We start from the raw sequence: 21411 nt of genomic DNA on the forward strand, positions 1-21411 counted from the left end.
TTACCGCGAGAAACCCGGCATGGTGGCCGGATCGGCAATGCCGAGCGCAAACGGCCGCCACACCGGCGCGCCCGCGCCGTCGCGGTCCTGCCCGTTGGACTGGCCCGGCAGCATCTTGTCGATGGGCGCATTGCGGGCCATCGGCTTGACGAGGTGCGGCGTGACGACGATCACCAGCTCGCGCTCCTCCTGGTTGTAGTTCAGGCGCTTGAAGAAGGTGCCGATGACGGGCAGATCGCCCAGGAACGGCACCTTGTCGAGGTTCGACAGCGTCGAGCGGCTCACCAGCCCGCCGATGACGAAGCTCTCGCCGTCGCCCAGCTCGACCACGGTGTCGGCGCGCCGCGTGACGATGGCCGGCACGGTGGCGCCATTGAGCGTGATGCCGCGGCTGAAGTCGAGGTCGCTCGCCTCCGGGGCGACTTTGAGGGCGATGCGATTTTCCGACAGGATGGTCGGCGACACCGTGAGCCCGATGCCGAACGGCTTGTATTCGATGGTGGTGGTGCCGAGCGCCTGCGGCACCGGGATCGGGATCTCGCCGCCGGCCAGGAAGTTCGCGCTCTGCCCCGACAGTGCCACCAGGCTCGGTTCGGCCAGCACGCGCGCCATGCCGTTGGACTCGAGCAGGCTCAGGTCCGTAAAGATGCCCTTGCTTCCCCACGACAGGAGCAGGTTGAACGCCGAACTGATCGGCATGGTCGATTCGGTCGACAGGCCGTTGGCGTCGACGGTGTACTTGGTCAGCGAAGACGGCGCAAACGTGCGGAAATCGAACCCGCCGCGCTTGCGGCCAAAGGTGAAGCCCGCCTCCTTGAGCACCGTCTTGCTGAACTCGACCACGCGCACGTCGACCTGCACCGTCCCCGGAATGCCCAGAGACGTGGTGTCGACCACATTGCCGCCCTTGGCCTTTTCCGCGCCCGTGGCCGCGGCACCGGCGCGGTGGGCCCGGGCGAGCCCATACACGTCTTTCGGCTGGCCCGACACGACAGCCGTATTGCCCTGCACGCTGACGCTCGGGTCGCCCGCCACGGGCTCCGCGGCATCCACCTGCACGTTGTACGTGATGGCGGCCCCGCCCTGCGCCCAGACCATCACGCTGGCGGCGCCGGGCTTCTTGGCGACGATGAGCAGGCTGCTTGCGGCACCTCGCCCCTTGAGCAGCAGGGCGTCGGCAATGTCCGGATTGCCGATCGCAATGCGCTCGAGCGGCTTGCCGAGGCGGATCTCGCGCTGGCTGCCGGCCAGCAGATGCAACGTCTGCCCGGCGGGCGCCGTTTCGGCAAATGCGGTCGATGCCAGCACCGCGCAGCCCAACACAACCGCGCCCATCCAACCGCGAACCACGACGGCTTCAGTCATGTTGCTCCTCACGTTTTCCTGCGCGGATGATCTCGACACCGCCTGTGCTGGTGCGCACGGTGGCGCTGCGCACCGCGGCCGCGAGCGGCAGCGCCGGCATGGGGGCAGCGGCCAGGCGGCGCGGCTCGCCGGTCAGGTTGCTGATCGATACGCCGGTCTGTGCGACGTCCATCGGGTTGCGGTTGGCGGCCGCCAGCACCGCTGCATCCTGCGGCTTGACGGTGGGCTCGGCATCATCGGCGGGATTGCGCAGCGCCAGCAGCAGCCGGCCGGACTGATGCGCCATCGCGAGCTGGCTGACGGCCTCCACCGGCACGGACAGCACGGCCGTCTTGGCGGGTTCCACCTTGCGCGACATCGCGCCGCCGTCCTGCACTTTCTGCGGGGGCTCGTTGACTGCCACCGCGCCGAAGGCCAGCACGCGCAGATGCGGCAACAGCAGCTTGGCGCGGCTGCCGTCGATCTCCTGGCCGTCGCGGCGCATGACGAGGAAGACATCGACGTAGTCGCCCGGCTCCACGCGGTTGCCCACGCCGATCACCTCATCCACCGTGATGGCCACCGCGCGCTGCCCGGGTGTGACCTGCAGCGCCAGCCCCGACGACAGTTGCGAGCCGATCAACGGCACGCCCATGCCCAGCGCGACGATCGGTTCGCGGCCGATCACCTTGCCCACGTCGGAGAACCCGTCCGCCGGATTGATGGGCAGCATCTCCACGGCCACGGCATTGGCGGCAATGGGCTTGCCGGCCTCGAGCGGCTTGGTGGTCACGACCACCGGATACAGTGTCTTGCCGTTCTCGCGCACGGTGGCGGGCGCAGGCGGCTTGTGTGCACTGCGCCAGGCCACGGCACCCAGGACAGCGGCCAGCACCAAGAGCGCGGCGGCGAAGATCTGGAGATGTTTGCTGGTCATCGGAGCGGTCTGTCGATACGGTCGAGGGGAGCGGTGGGGGCCATGGCGCCTACGTATTCGGAACGAGCTGCACCACGGCCGAACCCGTGAGCGCATCGGGCAGCGGCAGCAGCGGAATGGCGGGCAGCAGCGGGCTGGCGCCGGTCGTCACCGGCAGCGTGAGCACCACGTTCAGGCATTGCATGCTCGCCATGGTCGGACACGTGACCAGCGGCGTGGCGCTCTGGTTGGTCTTGACCTGCGCGCTGATGAAGGACGGCAGCGCGGCATTGGCAGCCGTATAGGCCGCGGCCACGCGCTGGGGGTTCGAAGGCTGATAGCGCAGCGCGGCGCGGGCTCCTTCTTCTGCGGCGAGCGTCAGCACCTGCTGCATGGCAAAGATGAGCCCGTAGTACGTGATGCCCAGCATCAGCGTGAGCAACAACGGAAGCACCACGGCAAATTCGATGGAGACTGCGCCAGTGCGGTCTCTTCGGCAATGCGGGCGACGCCCGCCGCCCCGGCGCGCCCGCTCGCGCGCCTGTTCCCGTTGCTTGATCGGCATGGCCGATTCCCCTCTATGCGATGGCCGCTTTCGCGCGACTCTTGGTGAATCCTGTCTGTACTTTTTGGGGCGCCTCCCGCGCCGCCTTCCCGCGGTGTTCAGCGATACGTCCACCACGGCAGGCATAACAATCCGACGGCCATGTACGCCGCATACGGGATGCCGCGCCGGCCGGCCTGCGCGACGTCCCAGCGCGCCAGAGGCGGGCACGCCCGCATGAGCAGCCACGCAGCCGGGCTCGCCGCATCGACCCGGCGCGCCATGAGGATCAGCAGCGCGTGCAGCCCGGCAAGCACGCTGCCGACCACCCACACCGGCAGCAGCCCATGCCAGCCGCACATCAGCCCGGCCACCGCGAAGAACTTGACATCCCCCGCGCCCATCCAGCGCATGGCATACAGCGGCAGATAGACCGCGAAACCGATGGCTCCGCCCAGCAGCGCGTCCCGCCAATCCACGGCCAGCGCACGCACCGGCCCCAGCCCGATCAGCGCAGCCGCCAGCGCCAGGCCCGCAAGCACGAGCCAGTTCGGCACCCGACGGGCGCGCAGATCAAACCAGATGGCAAAAGCCGAGAAGATTGCGACGGCGGCCCAGCCTGCGGTGTTCGCAAGCTGAGTCCCAACCATCGGATCAGGACGTCGGGGCGACCAGCTTGCCCTTGATGTAGTTGAAGACGCTGTTGAGGTTGGTCCCAACGTTGCCGACCGTGGCCACGATGGCTGCAGCGATCAGACCTGCCATCAGGCCATATTCGATGGCCGTGGCACCTTGCTCGTCGCGGATGAACTGAAGAATGGCGTGTTTCATGATCTCTCTCCTGCTGTGCACTCGCCCTGTTGCTACATTCTTGTAGACCGTGGGATCAGCTGCTTGGAACAATCCCGGTGAGCTTGTTGCTGATATAGGTGAGAACGCTGCCCAACTGCGTTCCAACCCCACCAACATTCGCGACGATCGCCGCTGCGATTAAACCAGCCATCAGGCCATATTCGATCGCGGTGGCACCTTCGTCTTCGCGTAAAAAACGCGTGATGATGGCTCTCATTCCCGTACCCCCACTTTCGCCGCACAGGTTCTTCGTTTCGTTCCCGAAATGTCACGCCTGTCACGTAACGTTCCGTAACGCTTTTATAGGCTTGCGAGGGTCCAAACGAAATAACTCAGTTGAGGTACTTGTCACAATTTAGAGTTAACGCTCTATTAAATTGTATTGAAGGCGCGCCAACTCCTTGATACGTAATGGAAATCCCTTAATGCGCCGCAGATTACCCCCATTATATGGGTGGGTTATCCCTGCATTCTGCGGTGGATTGGAACGCTCCCCATACTGTCTTGGGCAAAAAAAGGATGCGCGAGCGACGGGAACACGCCCGCGCACCTTCAAGAGCACAGACAGGTACTGCTCAGTGCGCCGGGCTGCCTACGCCGCCCAGCAAGTTCGTAACAGGGGCCAGCGGATTGCCGCTGCCCGATGTACCGCCGGCCGCGCTGGTTGCGCCGCTCAGCAGATTGGTAACCGGTGCCAAGGGGTTGCTGCCACCCGAGGCGCCGCCCAGCAGGCCGGTGACGGGCGCGAGCGGGTTGGCACCGCCCGATCCGCCGCCAAGCAGCCCCGTGACCGGCGCCAGCGGATTGGTGCCGCCCGATCCGCCTACACCGCCCAGCAGCCCGCCCAGCGGGTTGCTCCCGCCGCCGGAATTACCCGCGGTGGCCACACCGCCAATCGCCGCCACGGTGGTCCCCACCGACGTGACAACCGGGCCCAGACTCGAGACCACCGGCACGCCCGTCCCGGTGATGGTGTTGCCGGCTCCGGCCACGCCGCCGCCGATCGTGCCCAGCAAGGAGCTGAACGGACCGCCCAGGCCCGTGGCATCGCCGCCGGCCTGCGTGGCGTTGGTGATCTGCGTGGTGACGGGCACGATGGCCGAGCTGACTTGCTGCGTGACCTGCTGCACAGCCCCCGACGACAGCGCGCTGCCCAGCAGCGTGCCGCCACCGATGAGCGCTTGGCCGATCTGCTGCACACCGCCGCCCACCGGCTGGGTGATCGGTGCCAGCGGGGCTCCCGAGCCCTGGCCCAGCCCTTGCACCAGCGACCCGGCGCTGACGGTTGCCTGGCCCAGTTCGGTCACCACGTTGCCCGTGCTGGCGACCGTGGTGCCGACCGGATTGGGGTTCTGGCCCATCTTGCCCACGCCATCACGCAGGCCCTCGCCGAGCGCGGTCACGGCGCCGCCGGTATGCGAAACCGTACCGCCCAGGCCAGCCTTGGCTTGGTCGGAAACGCCCGGAAGATTGGCGTTCTGCAAGGTCGTGCCCAGCCCGCTGACGGCCTGGCCCGTGGCGATCACGGTGTTGCCCGTGCCGTTGGCGACCTTGCCGACGGGCGTGACGCCCGTCATATCGTTCGGGCTGGGGTTGGGCGAGCTTCCCGAGCCCGAGCCTCCCGAAGAACAAGCTGCCAGCATGAGCGCGGCAACAGCGCAGGCCAGCGGCGCAACGCGGATGGAGTAGCGAATCTGAGTCATGGTCCGTCCCCTTCTTGGAATGATGTTTCTGATGTCTGAGCTCGGTACTGCGCACTGCGGGCCGATTTCTGCAAACACCATGCCAATACGGTGGAGGAGAGCTTCGATTTTCCGGCAATGGCTCTGTTGCGCGCTTTGCGGGCCACACCCTGGCGATTACCCGAATACGGAGTGCCCCCGTTACGGGCCCGAAAATCGTGTTCCGGACGTTACGACGTAACGTGACACGGAACATGCTGGACACGGACATAACCGCCGTTTTTGAATCGCGCCCACCTCATTTCGCCCGATTTCCCGATCAAAGTTGCCAAATGCACATAAGCGATTACGGATTGCGTAATAATCGCCGCATGGCACACCGTTTGCAGAGTCCGCCCACCCATCAGCACATTGGGACCATTTTCCAGCCGTAAAAAGCGGATTTTCAAAACGGGAGAACCATCATGAACAAGAACATCAAGAGCCTGGCAGCCACCATGGCAGGTCTGTTGATCCTGGGTGGATGCGCAAGCTCGGGCTCGGGGGATATGAGCGGCGGGCTGGGCGGCGGCGGGTCGAACAACAACGGCAACACGCCGTCGCCTTCGCCTTCGCCGTCCCCCTCTCCGTCGCCGTCGCCTTCGCCATCTCCGTCACCTTCCCCTTCCCCGTCACCCTCGCCGACACCGGCGCCTGCTCCGCTGACGCCGACGGGCAGCGTCCTCAATACGACGGGCGGCATCGTGACGGCAACGGGCGGCGCCGTCAGCGGCGTGGGCACGGCAATCAAGAACGCACCGCTGCCGTCGCAGCTGAGCGGCGTGCAGAGCGGCGTGGGCGGCGTGGTCGAGAACGCCGGCCAGACCGTGTCGGCGCTGGGCAAGGGGGTGCAGGATGGCCTTGGCAGCATCGGACGCAACCCCAACCCGGTGGGCACGACGGTGTCGAGCCTCGGCAATGTGGTCACCGGCGCAGGCAACACCGTCACGGCCACCGGAACGCTCGTCAACAACCTGGGCACCGGTCAGCTGGCACCGCTCGCACCGATCACGACGCCGCTGGCGGGGGTCGTCACGCAGGTCGGCCAGGCCGTGGCGAATGGCGGCAGCACGCTCGGCACGGCGCTGTCGACGGGCCCGGTGGAACAGCTCACGCAGCAGCTCAGCACAGCGATCGTGCCGCTCACCTCGCAGTTGACCAATGGCACGCAGACGCTCGGCGCGGCCACCGGCCTAGGCTCGCCGGCCAACACGCTGCTCGGCACGCTGGGCGGCGCTGTTGCCAACGGCGGCAACACGCTCACGGCAGCCAATGTTCCGGTCGTCAGCAACCTTGGCGGCGTGGTGACGGCGGTGGGCAATACGGTGGGTGCGCTCGGCGGCGTCGTGTACTCGTCCACCTCCACACCGACGAATCCGCTCGCTCCGATCACCGGGCTCCTGGGCGGCCTCGGCGGCGGCACGGGCGCGACGAATCCGCTGGGTGCCATCACCGGCACGCTCGGCGGTCTGGGCGGCGCGGGTGGCACCGGTGGCACCAGCCCGCTGGCGCCCGTCACCAATGCGCTGGGCGGCCTGACCGGTGGCGCGGGCGGCAACCCGCTCGGCGCTGTCACGGGGGCGCTTGGCGGCCTGGGCGGTGCCACGGGCGGCAGCAATCCCGTCAGCGCGATCACCGCGCCGGTTGGCAACATCGTGACCACGGTCGGCACGGGTGTCACGTCGACAGGTGCCACCACCCCGCTGGCGCCCATCACGAACACCGTGGGCGGCCTGCTGGGTACGGTGGGCGGCCTGCTGGGCGGCGCGCGCCAGTAACCGCTGGAACGGGAGCGGGCCAGCCCCCGTTCTGGTCCGCAGCCATCGCATCTCAAACACCGATGCCGCGCAATGCGGCATCGTGATTGGCTCGCAGGCACACGCGCCGCGGCGCCGGTTCAGCCGCCGACGTTGCGCCGCGTGAACGCCGCCTTGATGTGTCTTGTTGTAAAGCACCATGTCTCGCGGTTATCGTTTGATGCAATGCGCGGCGGTATGCGCTTGCACCATGACAAACGAACACCACCACGGAGAAGACAGGCGTGCGGACCACCACCATGCGGTTGGCCCTGGCGACAGGCGTTGTGCTCACGAGTCCGGCACTCACCTGGGCACAGAGCAGCCCCACCCAGGGCAACCCGATCGATACGCTGCCCAAGGTCGATACCTCCCGCCCGCGTGAACAGAAGATCCAGGTGGAGGTTCAGCGCCCCAACCCCGCGCTTGAGAATCTGCTCGCCACGCACCTGACGCCGAGCAAATTTCAGATCGAGGGCGTCAAGACCCTGCCCTTTCCGGAGATTGCCGCGCACTTCGCGCCGCTGGCCGGTCACGATGTCACGGTCGCACAGCTGCTGCAGGCGGCCAACGACGTCACGAAGCTCTACGCCGAGCGCGGCTATCCCCTCTCTTTCGCGTTCGTGCCTGCTCAAACGTTCGAGGGCGGTGTGGTGCGCATCACCGTGGTGGAAGGCTACGTGGCACGCATGCGCATCGAGGGCACACCTGGCCCGCTCGAGGATCGCCTGCGCGAGATCTCGCAACGCATGATGGACGAACGCCCGCTGCGCAAAGAGACGTTCGAGCGTGTGACCGGCGTGCTCGCGCTGCAGCCGGGCGTGCAGATCACCGCCACCGTGCAGCCCCCCACCACCACCGATGGCGCAAGCGAACTCGTGCTCAACGTCAAGCGCCAGCCGTACACGATCGGCACCGGGGTGGAATACCGCAAGCCCGGCGTGCGCGCGGTCATCACCGGCACGCTCAACAGCGTGACGCCGTTGGGCGAGCAGATCACCGTGTCCACATTGCAGCCGCGCGGGCCGGATCATGAAACGTTCTACTCGGCCACCTGGGCGCAGCCGATCGGCACCGATGGCATGCTGGCCAAGCTCACGTGGTCGCACTATCGCGGCACGCCCGAAAACCTGCCGCTTGAGCAGCTCGGCTACCAGTCACGCTACCTGACCGATACGCAGCGTCTCGGCCTGTCGTTGAGCTATCCGGTGCAGCTGTCGAACACGCGCAGCCTGACGCTCACCGGCACGCTCTACGGCAACGACGACAAGCAGCGCTACACGCCGCAAAGCCCCGTGTTCGCGCAGACCGAGCTGGACGCCAAGGTTCGCGTGGCCGGCGCCGAAGCCCTGTACACAGAGGTGAAGCCGGGGGAGACACGCCGCGCCTCATTGGGGGTGTATCAGGGCATCAACGGCATTGGCGCAGGCAAGTCGGCCAACAACAATGTCGACCTGAGCTTCCTGCGCACCCGCGTGACGGCCAGCGAGGCGCACGATCTGCCGATGGGCTTCGGGGTGGCCGTCTCGGCCGCCGCACAGTACAGCGGCGCCGTGCTGCCCTCGTCCGAGCAGATCAGCTTCGGCGGACGCTTCTTCGGCCTCGCCTATCCTGCCGGCGAAGTGGCCGGAGACCGAGGCTGGGGGGCGGCGGTTGAACTGAACCGCGCGTTCACCGTGTCGATGGACTACCTCAAGACCGTGCAACCGTACGTGCTGTACGACACCGCCAAGGTGTATTCCAATGCGGGCACGCTCATTCACGACCAGCTCGGCTCCATCGCCCTGGGTGTCCGCTTCTCTGACCGCAAGTACTACACGCTCGACCTTGCCGTGGCGCGCCCCGTGGGCGACAAGCCGGTGAACAACAGCTCGCGCGCCCTGCGGTTCAATGCCGCGTACACCTACCAGTTCAACTGAGATCCGACGCGCACGACCGCCGATCGTGAACATGTGCACGATTTTTTTGAATTGTTTATTTTTTCAGCGCTGAAAGTCGCCCATACTCCCCTCTACTGAGGGGGATACATCACCGCCCGAATTTGGGAGCATCAGAGCGGAATGTTCAGTTTTTCCAACGCGTTGCCGATCACCACAGAAGTCGCGCAAAACGACAAGAACCAATACAGCGACAGCGGCATCAGGCCGCAACACGCCGACAGCAAGGGAGCGCACCCTCAGCCGTCGCAATACGCACCGGGGGCCATCATGCTGCAACGTCTATCGGATGACGCAGAGTTTCATCGACTCGTCGACACCCTCTACGAGGCGGTACTCGAGCCCGCGCAGATGCCGATTGCGCTGGCCCTGCTCTCCGTCTATGCCGGCGCGGAAAGCGCGCACTATTTCGTGTGGGACAAGCATGCCGGCGCGCCGCGCCATGGCGTGTCATCCGGCTGGTGCCAGCAGTGCCCGCATGCTGGCCGCTGCCAGGATTTCTGCCAGGACGCTCGACTGCACGTGAGCGCTGCGACGGAGCCATCCTCCGCGGCGGCTGTCACGCTCATCGATACGCCCGACCTGCAGGTGGTGATGCGCCTGCGCACCCGCGAAGGCGAATCCGAGCTCAGCGCCAGCGAACGCGAAACGCGCCTGCAGCGCGTGCTGCCGCATCTTCAGCGCGCGGCCCGCATGCAGCAGCGCAATCTCGAGCTCAACGAACTTGCCGCGCTTGGCATGGCGGGGCTCGACACGCTCGACTTTGGCGTGATGGTCATCGAGCGCACCATGCGCGTGAAGTACGCGAATGCCTGGGCCCGCACGATGACGGCCGAAGACGATAGGTTGTCGCTCGATGGAGGCATGTTGCGGTCCGAAGACCACATCCATAACACGGCGCTGCGCAACCTGATCGAGCATGCTGCGGGCTCGATCGGCGTGCAGGGCGCGGCAGGCTCGTGGATGTACCTGGCTCGCGATGGGCGGCCGGTGCCGTTCATTGCGACGCCCCTGGCGCCGTCCGACGCACTGCGCTCGGCGTGGGCGTCGCCGCTGGCGCTCGTGCTGGTCGGCAACTCCGAGGCCCGCTCCGTCATGGATGCCGGCGTGCTGGCGTCGCTCTTCGGGCTCACGAACAAGGAGTGCATCGTCGCAGCGCGACTGGCGGCGGGCGAGACGCTGCAGGAGATCGCCGAGCACGAGTTTCTCTCGCTGCATACGGTGCGGGTGCATATCCGCGACATCCTGCGCAAGACGGGCACGCATCGCCAGTCGGAGCTCGTGCGGCTGCTGCACCTGCTGCCGAGCGTCGACCTTGAGCGCGCGGGTGCCGCCACGGTCACCACCGCGCGCCGTCGCGGCCGGCTGAACGCCTGACGCCGATCCGGCAGCGCGAAGCCATTCGCGTATACCCCTGTCACGTTTTCGGCGTTCGTGCCGATGCATGAGAACAGGCGTGGCGTCGCCGTGCCCGCATGATGCGATGCCGTCACGGCGGATTCTCCCGACGCATTCTGTGAATAGCGCGCAACAAACATCTTTCTTCGCGGGCTGAAACGGCACGCGTTTGCGCTATCCTCGCCGCCAAACAAGACCAGGCGTGGATCGGGGCCGCGCCGAACGCGCTCGCATGCATAACGATTTCCATATTGCGCTGCTGCTGTTTGCGTGGGTCAGCACGGGGCTGACCACGTTTGCCGCATTGGACGCTGCGACACGCCTGCCGGGGGGCTCGACGGTCGCGAAACGCCGCAACTGGCGCATAGCCTGTGCGGCCATTCTTGGCATCGGATTGTGGTCCGGGCTGTGGCTTGCCATGCTCGGCCTGCATCGCCAGGTCAGCCTGCCGCTGGCCGCGCCCTTCGCCGCCACGCTGACGACGGCACTGGCCGCCGCGGTGGCCGCATTTTCGATCGTGCTGGCCGACGCTGCGCCGGCCAACGCGCCGCAACCGATGCATCGTCGCAACATCGCCATGGGCACCGTGGCGCTGGCCGCCGGGCTTCTTGTCATCGAGCTGTACCTGACGCGGCCGTGGGTCTACGACACCGGGTCGCTCGCGCGCCGCGTGTTCGGCTGGGGCGGCAGCACGATCGTGCTGGGAGCGGGCGCTTGCCTGGCGATGTGCATGGCGTTTCACGGACCGCCGTCGCGGCGGCGGGGGGCAGTGGGGCTGCGCGCGGAGGCGGCGGCCGTACTGGCCACCTCCGCCATGGTGTCGCTGGCGGCGTGGCCTTCGGCGGCCTGGCCCGCAGACGAGTCGATGGCGCATGCCGTGCCGATCATCATGGTCAGCGCCGGCGGCGTACTGCTGGCGCTGGGCCTTCATGCGGCGCTCATCATGCTGGAGACCCGCATCGATTCCGCGCAGGCACATCTTGCGGCCTCGCTTGCACGCGTGGCGAGCCAGTCGCCCACACCGCAACATCACGATGCACTCACGGGCCTGCCCAACCGGCTGTATCTGCGTGACGCGCTGGACGCCGCGATCCTGTCTTCCACCCGGCGCGGGCGGCCGTTCGCGCTGTTCTACCTGGATCTCGACCACTTCGGCCACATCAACGAACAGCACGGCCGCAGCGCCGGCGACCGCGTCCTTCAGATCATCGCAGAGCGCCTGCGCCAGGCCATGCGGGGCGAAGACATCGTCGCACGGCTCGGCGGCGATGAATTCGGCATCCTGGTCGAAGGCCTGGCGCTGCCCGAAGCCGCCGCCACCATCGGCGACAAGCTGCTGTTCCGCCTGCGTGAATCGGTGGAAATCGACGGCCGGCGCGTGCGCGCAACGGCCAGCATCGGCGTGGTGATCCACCCGCACAACGGTGCGACCGCCGATGCGCTGCTCGAGCACGCCGACACTGCCATGTTCGATTGCAAGCAAAGCACCGGCAACGCCTACCGCTTCTACGAGCCGCGGCTGAACACGACGGCCCACCGTGTGCTGCAGATCCAGCGCGCACTGTCCCACGCGGCGCTCAATGGGCAGCTCTCGGTGTACTACCAGCCCAAGTTCGACGCGCGCACGCACGCCATGACAGGCGCTGAAGCCCTGCTGCGCTGGAACCACCCGGAGCTGGGCCCGGTGTCGCCGGCCGAGTTCATTCCGCTGGCCGAACGCACCGGCATGATTGTCGAACTCGGCGACTGGGTGATCGAAGAAGTCTGCCGCCAGATCATGCATTGGGACGCGTCGGGCCTCGCGCCGCAGCGCATCGCCGTGAACCTGTCGCCCACCCAGTTCCAGCAGCCCGACCTGGTGCCGCGGCTGTCGCAGATCCTGCACCGCTACCAGGTCGATGCGCACCGGCTGATGTTCGAGATCACCGAGACCGCAGCCATGCGCGATGCCGGCCAGAGCATTGCGGCGATCCGGCAGATCCAGTCGCTCGGTTTCGAGGTGGCCATCGACGACTTCGGGACCGGATATTCCAGCCTCAGTTACTTGCAGCGCTTTCGCGCGCAGCAGATCAAGATCGACCGTGCCTTCGTCAGCGCGCTCGACGAAAACCCGTCCGAGGCGGCGGCCATCATTCGTGCCATTTGCGCGATGGCCCATTCTCTCGACATGACCGTCGTCGCCGAAGGCGTGGAAACCGACGCACAGATGCAGGCGCTGGTGAAACTGCAATGCGACCAGGTGCAGGGCTTTTTCCTCGCCCGCCCCTTACCGGCCAAGGAATTCCAGACGCGACTCGCCCCCGAGTACGCGTGAAATCGGACGGCCAAAAAATGCGCCATTTTGATGCATGGACGCATTTTCCCTTTCAGAAGCCTTTCACGCGCGAATGTGGAAAGCACCGGTCCAGCGTTTGATACGCCTGCCCGGGCAATGAAGCCATCGCATAAAAAGGATGGTCCTCACAGTGTGGAGGCCCAAGGCGTAGGGCTTGGCGGCCTACGGGAACATCGACACTGAGGTTTACATTTCGGACGGCCACGTAAATGCCCATGCCACGATGATTTGCGCAAAAATACCCTCCCGAAAAATGCGCCTCATTGGCCTATGGACTTAACAGAATTTATTTCTCCCTTGCGAAGTCGTTATAATGCCGTGGGCTACGGGGAGCGTGCCCATGTTTCAATTGCAACGTAGAGGAATCCATAATGCCGACTTACAAGGAAATCGTTCAGAAGATCTCTGAACTGCAGCGTCAAGCCGATGAACTTCGGGCAAATGAGCAGGCGGCGGTGATCGCTGAAATCAAGCAGAAGATCGCGGAGTACGGCCTGACCGCCGAAGACCTCGGTTTTGGCGCCAAGGGTGGCGTGCCCTCGAAGAAGGCCGGCCGCAAGGTGCCCGTGCGCTACCGCGACAACAATGGCAACACCTGGACCGGCCGCGGCAAGCGTCCGGGCTGGCTGGTCAAGGAACTCTCGGCCGGCCGCAAGATGGAGGATTTCCTCATCGCCTGACCCGGCAGAAGCCTTACCTCCGAGACAGCACAAAGAGGCGTCCGGAAACCACAAAAGAAAAGGCCGGCAAACTCTGCCGGCCTTTTTCATTCCCGCGCGCTGGCGGGCCTGGGCCCCGCTGCGCTAGACCTGGAAGCGCCCCACGGCCGTGCGCAGCAACTGCGCCTGCTCCTCCAGCGAGAGCGCCGCTGCGGCCGCCTGCTCCACCAGCGCCGCATTCTGCTGTGTCACTTCGTCCATCTGGTTGACCGCCTGGTTGACCTGCTCGATACCCGAGCTCTGCTCGTCCGACGCGGCCGAGATTTCGCCCATGATGTCCGTCACGCGCTTGACGGCGGTCACCACTTCTTCGATGACCACGCCGGCCTCCTGCACGAGCGCGGCTCCGTTCTGCACGCGCCCGACCGAGTCGCCGATCAACTCCTTGATCTCCTTGGCCGCGCCTGCCGAACGCTGAGCCAGGCTGCGCACCTCGCCGGCCACCACCGCAAAGCCGCGCCCCTGTTCCCCGGCACGGGCGGCTTCCACCGCCGCGTTCAGCGCAAGGATGTTGGTCTGGAAGGCAATGCCTTCGATCACACCGATGATGTCGGCGATCTTCTTGCTGCTTTCGTTGATGCCCGACATGGTTTCGACCACGCGCCCGACCACCTCGCCGCCCTTGACGGCGATGTCCGAGGCGTTGACGGCCAGGGCACTCGCCTGACGTGCGTTGTCGGCGTTCTGCTTCACGATCGAGGTGAGCTCTTCCATGCTGGACGCGGTTTCCTCCAGCGACGACGCCTGCTGCTCCGTACGCTGCGAAAGATCGGCGTTGCCGGCGGCGATCTGCTTGGTGGCGCTGGCGATGGAATCGGCGGAGTTCTTGATGTTGCTGATCGTGCCCGTCAGCTCGCGCTGCATCTGCGCCATGGCGTACAGCATGCTGTCGCGGTCGTCCGGACGGGTCTGCACCTGCACGGCAAGATCGCCGGAGGCAATTCGGCTGGCAATGCTTGCGGCATAGGCCGGCTCTCCGCCCAACTGGCGCTGGAGGCTGCGCGTCACGGTAACCACCACGAACGTCATGAGCAGGCCGACGCCGAACAGCAGCCCAAGCGCCTTGAATAGCGACGCGCGGAACGCGGTGTCGATATCGTCCATGTACGTGCCCGTGACAAGGCACCAGTCCCACGGCTGGTAGTACAGCACATAGCTCTTCTTCGGCTGCGGCTCCTCGGCGCCGGGCTTGGACCACAGATAATCGACAAAGCCGCCGCCGTTCTTGGCCACGCGGGAGATTTCCTGAAACAGGTGGTTGCCCGACGGATCGGTAAAGCCCGACATGTCCTTGCCGACCATCTCGGGCTTGATCGGGTGCATCAGCATCACGGAATTGGTCAGGTTGATGCTGAAATACCCATCCTTGCCGTAACGCATCGCCTTGATGCGCGCCATCGCCTGGGTGCGCGCGTCGTCGGCGCTCAGCTTGCCTTCCTGGGCCAGTTGGCCGTAGTCCTTGATGACGCCAAACGCGGCCTCGCTGACGTTCTGGAGATCCCGCTGGCGCTCTTCCAGACGCACTGTGCGCGTTTCCCACGCGCTCCAGACCGTGATGACCAGCAGGCACAGCCAGCTCAGAACGAGCGGCAGCCACAGCTTCTGCCGAAGCGTGAGTCGATTCATCTTCCTTCCCTCCACCGTTTCTTTTTTATCCGCGTGATGCGTGCGGCGCTCCCCCGGGCGCGATCGCACGCGCCCTGCATGAGCTATCGGGCAAGGAAGCAGAAAACTTGAGGGCGGCGACCCTCCTGGCCAGGTCGCGCCCGTGCCGGACCACCGTTCAGCGCAGGGCGTGCGGATTGATGCTGGGCAGCGCCGCATCGGCGCCCGATGCAGCCACCGGCTGGAGGACCGCAGGCGCCGCTGCCGCGTGATCGTCCTCGATGGGCGACCACGTTTCCCACAAGCCTTGCCGGCGCCAGGCTTCGGGTGTCACGGCCGGCTCGCTCGCGCGCGGCCCCGGCTCAGCCGCCGCCTGGACGGTGATCTCGACATGCGAGCCCGCCATGCGCGCCGCGCGCCCGCCGGCGTCGCGCCACGCTACGCCGTGCGCGCGCACATGGCGATAGCCGCCGTCCTTGTGGCGCATGCGGAACTCCGCGACGTAGGCAGCGGTATTGCCGTCCACATGCGCCTGGATGCGGTTGAGCACCATCGGCAGGTCGTCGGGATGCACGAGGCGCAGGTATTCGCTGGTGCTCGGGCCGATTTCCTTGAGCGTATAACCGAGCATGTCGGCAAACCGCGCGGAAAACTGCGCCGACCGGGTCACGAGGTCGAATTCCCACAGGCCGACCTCGACGCCATCCAGCAGCAGTTGATGGCGCGCCGCCAGTTCGGCTTCGCGCTGGCGGTAGCTCTGCTCCAGGTCATTGAGCGCCTGCATGGCTTCCTTGCGCAGGCGCATGTCGCGCGCGGCCGACGCGGCGGCAACGTCGGCGGCGGCGCGGTCGCGATAGCCGAGCAGGAGCGCCGCCAGCACCGAGGCCACGGCGCCCACGGCAAGCGCCACCCGCAGCCACGCGGGCGCGGCATCCCGGGCCGCCGAAAACGTCCCTGACAGCGATGCCATGCAGGCGGCGTTCACCGTCAAGGCCGCCCCGAACAGCGCACACACGAATACGCTCACGGCAGGGCGGCGCACCGGTGCACCAGCGGCGCCGGGCCGGGGCGACAGCGCAAGCTGCAGCGCCGCCGCACAGGCCACGGCCGACAGCACCATGACGATGCCCAGCAGGCCGGCGTCAGCCCACGCCATCGCAGCAAAGTGCGCCGTGCCCGCGACGAGCAGTACCGCCACCGGCCCGCTCAGGCTGAGCAATGCGCCCAGCAGGACGGCGCGCACGCTAGTGGCACGGCCGCCCAGCACACACCACAGCGCGGCGACGGCCAGGCTCCAGCCGAAGGAGGCCACCGTCATCAACACGACGAGGTTCTCGTCATGCGGCGGCCAGTGCATCAGCAGCGCAAGCAGCGGCACCGTCCAGAGCCCCACCGCGGCAAACAGCGCTGTCATGACGAGCGGCAGGCGCGCATGCGAGGCAGTCGCGCGAGGCAGGCCGTCCAGCACGCGCAGCAGCAGGCTGCCGGCGCCGCACGCCACCAGCAGCGACAGCAAGGCGGGCGACAGCGCATCCGCGAGCACGCGGATCACGTGCGTGACGAAAGCCTCATCCACGGCCGGACGTCTCCTGCTGCACGGTGTCGTTCAAGGGGCGCCCGGATCAGCCGCGGCTCTGGAAGCCGTCCGGGTTCATGCTCTGCCAACGCCACGAGTCTTCGCACATGCGCTCGATGCCGTATTGCGCGCGCCAGCCCAGCAGCGACGCCGCCAGCGCCGGATCGGCGTAGCAGGCCGCAATGTCGCCCGGGCGGCGGTCGACGATCTGGTACGGAATCGGCCGGCCGCTGGCACGCTTGTAGGCCTCCACCACTTCGAGCACCGAATATCCGCGGCCGGTGCCCAGGTTGACGGTAAAGCCGCGGCCGTCGCGGCGCAGCGTATCGAGTGCAGACAGATGGCCACGCGCGAGGTCGACCACGTGAATGTAGTCGCGCACGCCGGTGCCGTCGGGCGTGGGCCAATCCCCGCCGTAGATGGACAGCTTCTCCCGCTTGCCGACCGCCACCTGGGCGACGTACGGCATCAGGTTGTTGGGGATACCGCGCGGGTCCTCGCCGATCAGTCCGCTGTGGTGCGCACCCACCGGGTTGAAGTAGCGCAGATAGGCAATCTGCCAGGCCACGTTCGAAATCTCGAGATCGCGCAGCACCTGCTCGCCCATCACCTTCGTCTGACCGTAGGGGTTGGTGGCCGACAGCGGAAACGACTCGGTGATCGGCACCGTATGCGGATTGCCATACACGGTCGCCGACGAGCTGAACACGAGTTGGCGTACATTCGCATGCGCCATCGCCGCGCACAGCGTCACCAGGCCGCCCATGTTGTTGTCGTAATAGGCCAGCGGCTTCTGCACCGACTCGCCCACCGACTTGAGCGCGGCAAAGTGGATCACCGCGGAGATGCGCGTGCTGGCAAACAGGTCGTCGAGCAGGCGGCGGTCGCGCACGTCGCCTTGCACGAACTTCGGCGTCTTGGCGGTGATCTGCTCGATGCGGGACAGCACGGTCGCGCTGCTGTTGCACAGGTTGTCCAACCCGATCACCTGATAACCGGCATCCAGCAGTTCAACCCAGGTGTGCGAGGCGATGTAACCGGTGGCGCCGGTCAGCAGAATGGTTTCTGTCATTGGGTTCGAGGTATCGAGGAGGAGCGTGGTAGCGTGCCGCGTTCACGCGCGGCATCGGGTTGTACAGCGCCGGCGTGGCAGCCGGCGCCCGAAACAGCGCGATCATAGCAAAGCGCCCTACCGCATTGCGGCGAACTTGAACCACGGCGCGACTACGCCGCCGCGTCGGGATGGGCGGCCGCCTGCCAGGCGGCGTAGGCGGCGCGCAGGCGCCAGGGCGAGGTCTGGTCGCGCAGGCCGAGGGCATACCCCACTTCAGCGGGGGTCGCGCCCGCGTCGAACAAGGCCGCTGCGTACCCGTTGCGCAGCGTCTGCGGAGACAGCCGTTCGCTGCGGTGCACCAATGCCGGCAGCGCAGCCAGCCACGCCTCCACGCGGCGGTAGACCGACGCGGCATGCATGGCGCGGCCGCTTGCATCGGCGACGAACACCCGTTCGCCCGGCACCTCGGCCTGACGGCGCACCGCCAGCCACGCCGCCAATGCCGGGCGCGCCGCTTCGAGCAATGGCGCCTGATACGCCGGACCACGCAAGCGCTCGATGGTGATGGTGGCCAAGGCCTCATCGACGTGGTGCAACAGCAGCGCCTGCACCTGCGCGACTTTCAGCCCCGCGCCATGGCAGACGGCCACCAGCGCACGGTCGCGTGCGAGCTTGAAGGCGCTGGCATTGGGCGCCGCCTCGCCCGCGCGCGGGCCCACCTCGAGCGACGCTTCGATCGCCGTGCGCTCGGCCTCGGAGAGAAACGTCGTCGGGTCGTTCTCGCCCTCCGCCAGCTTCTGCTGCACGGCTGAACTGGCGGGGTTGTGCGTGCCGGCGCGCAACTGGTCGATCTGATGGAACACGCGCTCGATCAGCCGCGCGTAGCGGTAGCGATGCAGCTTGGTCAGGCCCGATTCATCGAGGAAGGCGGCAATGTCGGCGGCGCTCCAGTCGGCCAGGGCGCGCTGGTGCGATTCGGTCCAGCGCAGCCACTTGCGCCACATGGCGCGATACACCGTGGCGGACGATTCACGATAGCCGCGCGCGGCGAGCCAATGCTCGAAAGCCTGCGCGGGCTGGTCGGTCCAGTCCTGCAGGCTGGGCTGGAACAGGTCGGGGACGGGCGTGGCGGGCGGGGTGAAAGCGGCGGACATGCGGCAAAAATGGAGCGCGTGCGAGCGTTTCGCGTATCCTGCCGAGCGTAACACGCGCCAACCGGACTCCATTGCGGACCCCATCGTGAAGAAAACCGACCTCGAAAAACTCAAGGGCTTGAAGATCGCCAACAACCTGAAGCGCGACAATCAGCGCACCGGCAAGCCTGGCCAGGGCGCCGCCAAGCCGGTGCCGCAGAACAAGCTGCTCAAGGCGCTGCTGAGCAAGCCTGCCGACGGCGACCAGAAGAAGCCCTGACGCGCCGCTCCCACATCTAGAGCCCCGCCCTGTTGTTCCAACGGGCGCTTGGGTGCTACCGTCCGGCGCGTTTCCACAGCCTGTGATGCGCCGGACATGCCTTCCTCCACACCGTCCCCCTACCCCCACCTGCTGCAGCCCCTCGACCTGGGCTTCACCACGCTCAAGAACCGCGTGCTCATGGGGTCGATGCACACCGGGCTGGAAGACGGCAATCACTTCGACCGGCTCGCCGCGTACTTTGCCGAACGTGCCCGCGGCGATGTCGGCCTGATCGTCACGGGCGGATTCGCGCCCAACATTGCCGGGTGGACCAAGCCGTTTGCCGGGCGTCTCGCCACCCACGGCGCTGCGCGCCGGCATCGCGCCGTCACGCGTGCCGTACATGAAGAAGGCGGCAAGATCGCGCTGCAGATCCTGCATACGGGCCGCTACGGCTATCACCCATTTGCAGTGGCCCCGTCTGCGTTGCGCTCGCCGATCAGCCCGTTCACACCGCGGGAGCTGTCGCCGCGCGGGATCGAGCGGCAGATCCGCGCATTCGTGCGCTGCGCCGAGCTGGCCCGCGAAGCCGGCTACGACGGCGTCGAGATCATGGGCTCCGAGGGCTACTTCATCAATCAGTTCCTCGTCACGCACACCAACAAGCGCACCGACGACTGGGGCGGCAGCTATGCCAACCGCATGCGCCTGCCCGTGGAGATCGTCCAGCGCACGCGCGAGGCGGTGGGCAAGGATTTCATCCTGATCTATCGCCTGTCGATGATCGACCTCATCCCCGACGGCAGCTCGTGGGAAGAAGTCGTGCAGCTTGCCAAGGCCGTGGAGCGCGCGGGCGCCACCATCATCAACACCGGCATCGGCTGGCACGAAGCGCGCATCCCCACCATTGCGACGAGCGTGCCCCGCGCGGCCTTCGCGTGGGTGACAAAGAAGATGAAGGGCGAGGTCGGCATTCCGCTCGTTACGTCCAACCGCATCAACACGCCCGAGGTGGCAGAGGCCGTGCTGGCCGATGGCTGCGCCGACATGGTGTCGATGGCGCGCCCGCTGCTGGCCGACCCGGAGTTCGTACGCAAGGCCGCATCGAACCGCGCGCAGGACATCAACACCTGCATCGCGTGCAATCAGGCGTGCCTGGACCACGCCTTCAAGGCGCGGACGGCCAGCTGCCTCGTCAACCCGCGCGCATGCCATGAAACGCAGATCGTCATTCGCCCCGCGCCCGCACGGCGGCGCTTTGCGGTGGTTGGTGCAGGGCCGGCCGGGCTGTCGGCGGCCACCACGCTGGCCGAGCGCGGTCATGCCGTGGACTTGTACGACGCCGCGGCGGAAATCGGCGGCCAGTTGAACATGGCCAAGACGATTCCGGGCAAAGAGGAATTCCACGAGATGCTGCGCTACTTCACGCGCCGCGTGCAGGCCACGGGCGTCTCGCTTCACCTGGGGACGCGCGTGGATGCGCAGCAACTCCTGGCAGGCCGGTACGACGAGATCATCATCGCGACGGGCGTGTCGCCGCGCAATCCGAAGATCCCGGGGCAGGAGCATCCGAGCGTGCTGTCGTACATCGACGTGCTGCGCCACCGCAAACCGGTGGGCAAGCGCGTCGCGATCGTCGGCGCGGGCGGCATCGGATTCGACGTGGCGGAGTTCCTCGCGCTGGACGGCCATTCGCCCACATTGGATCTGCAGGCGTGGCGCGCCGAATGGGGTGTAGGCGACCCGACGCAGGTGCGCGGCGGTGTCCACGGCATCCGCCCGCAGCCGCCTCGACCGGCGCGCGAGATCACGCTGCTGCAGCGGCGCGCAGGCAAGCTCGGCGCAGGCCTGGGCAAGACCACCGGCTGGATCCACCGCACGAGCCTGAAGCACCTCGGCGTGCGCATGGTTGGTGGCGTCAACTACGAGCGCATCGGCGACGAGGGCCTGCTGGTGAGCTACGGCGAGAAGCGCGAAGACGCCGAATGGCTGCCCGTCGATTCCATCGTGCTGTGCGCGGGCCAGGAACCGCTGCGCGAACTCGTTGAACCGCTGCAGGCCGGTGGCGCGAAGGTGCACGTCATCGGCGGCGCGGATGAGGCGCGCGAACTCGATGCCAAGCGCGCCATCGACCAGGGCACGCGACTCGCGGCTTCGCTGTGACGCCCACGACGCTCGGCATGTGAAGAATTTGCATCACGCGCCCGTTTTTACATACC

Annotated in this window: 18 protein-coding genes; 7 read left to right on the forward strand and 11 right to left on the reverse strand. The window is 66.7% G+C overall.

The window, feature by feature from the left end:
* From KHN96_RS00215 to KHN96_RS00245, 7 genes are all read right to left on the reverse strand, one after another.
* Entirely contained in the window at positions 1 to 1365 is a 1365-nt protein-coding gene (locus KHN96_RS00215) for a type II and III secretion system protein family protein (protein ID WP_045220026.1), read from the reverse strand.
* Positions 1358 to 2281 (reverse strand): Flp pilus assembly protein CpaB, encoded by a 924-nt coding sequence (cpaB, locus tag KHN96_RS00220; protein WP_115044508.1) that lies wholly within the window; start codon positions 2279 to 2281, stop codon positions 1358 to 1360. Before cpaB ends, KHN96_RS00215 begins: the two co-directional genes overlap by 8 nt.
* 49 nt (positions 2282 to 2330) lie before the next feature.
* The gene (locus tag KHN96_RS00225) at positions 2331 to 2825 is read right to left on the reverse strand and encodes a TadE/TadG family type IV pilus assembly protein (RefSeq protein ID WP_115044506.1); all 495 of its coding nucleotides are present in this window, start codon (positions 2823 to 2825) and stop codon (positions 2331 to 2333) included.
* 98 nt (positions 2826 to 2923) lie between these two features.
* On the reverse strand, positions 2924 to 3454 hold the full coding sequence (locus KHN96_RS00230) for an A24 family peptidase (RefSeq protein WP_115044504.1): 531 nt from the start codon (positions 3452 to 3454) through the stop codon (positions 2924 to 2926).
* 4 nt (positions 3455 to 3458) lie between these two features.
* Positions 3459 to 3635: a Flp family type IVb pilin gene (locus KHN96_RS00235; RefSeq protein WP_045220016.1), complete on the reverse strand. Its 177-nt coding sequence runs from the start codon at positions 3633 to 3635 to the stop codon at positions 3459 to 3461.
* 55 nt (positions 3636 to 3690) lie between these two features.
* Positions 3691 to 3873 (reverse strand): Flp family type IVb pilin, encoded by a 183-nt coding sequence (locus KHN96_RS00240; RefSeq protein WP_045220014.1) that lies wholly within the window; start codon positions 3871 to 3873, stop codon positions 3691 to 3693.
* Between the two features lie 358 nt (positions 3874 to 4231).
* Entirely contained in the window at positions 4232 to 5359 is a 1128-nt protein-coding gene (locus tag KHN96_RS00245; RefSeq protein WP_115044502.1) for a collagen-like triple helix repeat-containing protein, read from the reverse strand.
* A gap of 443 nt (positions 5360 to 5802) precedes the next feature.
* Here KHN96_RS00245 and KHN96_RS00250 point away from each other — a divergent pair, with 443 nt between their 5' ends.
* The 5 genes from KHN96_RS00250 (at position 5803) to KHN96_RS00270 (ending at position 13523) form a co-directional block, all read left to right on the forward strand.
* The gene (locus KHN96_RS00250; RefSeq protein ID WP_115044500.1) at positions 5803 to 7155 is read left to right on the forward strand and encodes a collagen-like triple helix repeat-containing protein; all 1353 of its coding nucleotides are present in this window, start codon (positions 5803 to 5805) and stop codon (positions 7153 to 7155) included.
* A gap of 263 nt (positions 7156 to 7418) precedes the next feature.
* Positions 7419 to 9092, forward strand: a complete 1674-nt coding sequence (locus tag KHN96_RS00255; protein ID WP_115044498.1) for a ShlB/FhaC/HecB family hemolysin secretion/activation protein — start codon at positions 7419 to 7421, stop codon at positions 9090 to 9092.
* A gap of 141 nt (positions 9093 to 9233) precedes the next feature.
* On the forward strand, positions 9234 to 10487 hold the full coding sequence (locus tag KHN96_RS00260) for a helix-turn-helix transcriptional regulator (protein WP_045220005.1): 1254 nt from the start codon (positions 9234 to 9236) through the stop codon (positions 10485 to 10487).
* A 253-nt stretch (positions 10488 to 10740) separates the two neighbouring features.
* Complete coding sequence (locus tag KHN96_RS00265) at positions 10741 to 12822, forward strand: putative bifunctional diguanylate cyclase/phosphodiesterase (protein WP_062739602.1); 2082 nt, start codon at positions 10741 to 10743, stop codon at positions 12820 to 12822.
* Positions 12823 to 13214: 392 nt separating this feature from the next.
* Positions 13215 to 13523 carry an H-NS histone family protein gene (locus tag KHN96_RS00270; protein ID WP_062739601.1) on the forward strand — a complete coding sequence of 103 codons (309 nt, stop codon included), beginning with the start codon at positions 13215 to 13217 and terminating at the stop codon, positions 13521 to 13523.
* A gap of 123 nt (positions 13524 to 13646) precedes the next feature.
* On the opposite strand, the gene KHN96_RS00275 is transcribed toward KHN96_RS00270, so the two are convergent.
* The 4 genes from KHN96_RS00275 to KHN96_RS00290 all read right to left on the reverse strand — a co-directional run bounded on the left by KHN96_RS00275 (position 13647) and on the right by KHN96_RS00290 (position 18951).
* Positions 13647 to 15188: a methyl-accepting chemotaxis protein gene (locus KHN96_RS00275; RefSeq protein ID WP_062739600.1), complete on the reverse strand. Its 1542-nt coding sequence runs from the start codon at positions 15186 to 15188 to the stop codon at positions 13647 to 13649.
* 157 nt (positions 15189 to 15345) lie between these two features.
* On the reverse strand, positions 15346 to 16743 hold the full coding sequence (locus tag KHN96_RS00280; protein ID WP_082063032.1) for a PAS domain-containing protein: 1398 nt from the start codon (positions 16741 to 16743) through the stop codon (positions 15346 to 15348).
* Positions 16744 to 16789: 46 nt separating this feature from the next.
* Positions 16790 to 17815 (reverse strand): UDP-glucose 4-epimerase GalE, encoded by a 1026-nt coding sequence (gene galE / locus KHN96_RS00285; protein ID WP_062739599.1) that lies wholly within the window; start codon positions 17813 to 17815, stop codon positions 16790 to 16792.
* A gap of 152 nt (positions 17816 to 17967) precedes the next feature.
* On the reverse strand, positions 17968 to 18951 hold the full coding sequence (locus KHN96_RS00290) for a tyrosine-type recombinase/integrase (protein ID WP_062739598.1): 984 nt from the start codon (positions 18949 to 18951) through the stop codon (positions 17968 to 17970).
* An 85-nt stretch (positions 18952 to 19036) separates the two neighbouring features.
* On the opposite strand from KHN96_RS00290, the gene KHN96_RS00295 reads away from it, so the two are divergent.
* Both KHN96_RS00295 and KHN96_RS00300 read left to right on the forward strand, forming a co-directional pair.
* On the forward strand, positions 19037 to 19210 hold the full coding sequence (locus KHN96_RS00295; RefSeq protein ID WP_164491327.1) for a hypothetical protein: 174 nt from the start codon (positions 19037 to 19039) through the stop codon (positions 19208 to 19210).
* 96 nt (positions 19211 to 19306) lie between these two features.
* Entirely contained in the window at positions 19307 to 21355 is a 2049-nt protein-coding gene (locus KHN96_RS00300; RefSeq protein ID WP_062739596.1) for an NADPH-dependent 2,4-dienoyl-CoA reductase, read from the forward strand.
* Positions 21356 to 21411: the final 56 nt, after the last annotated feature.

Origin of the sequence: Ralstonia mannitolilytica, from assembly GCF_905397375.1 — a bacterium.
Classification (GTDB): domain Bacteria; phylum Pseudomonadota; class Gammaproteobacteria; order Burkholderiales; family Burkholderiaceae; genus Ralstonia; species Ralstonia mannitolilytica.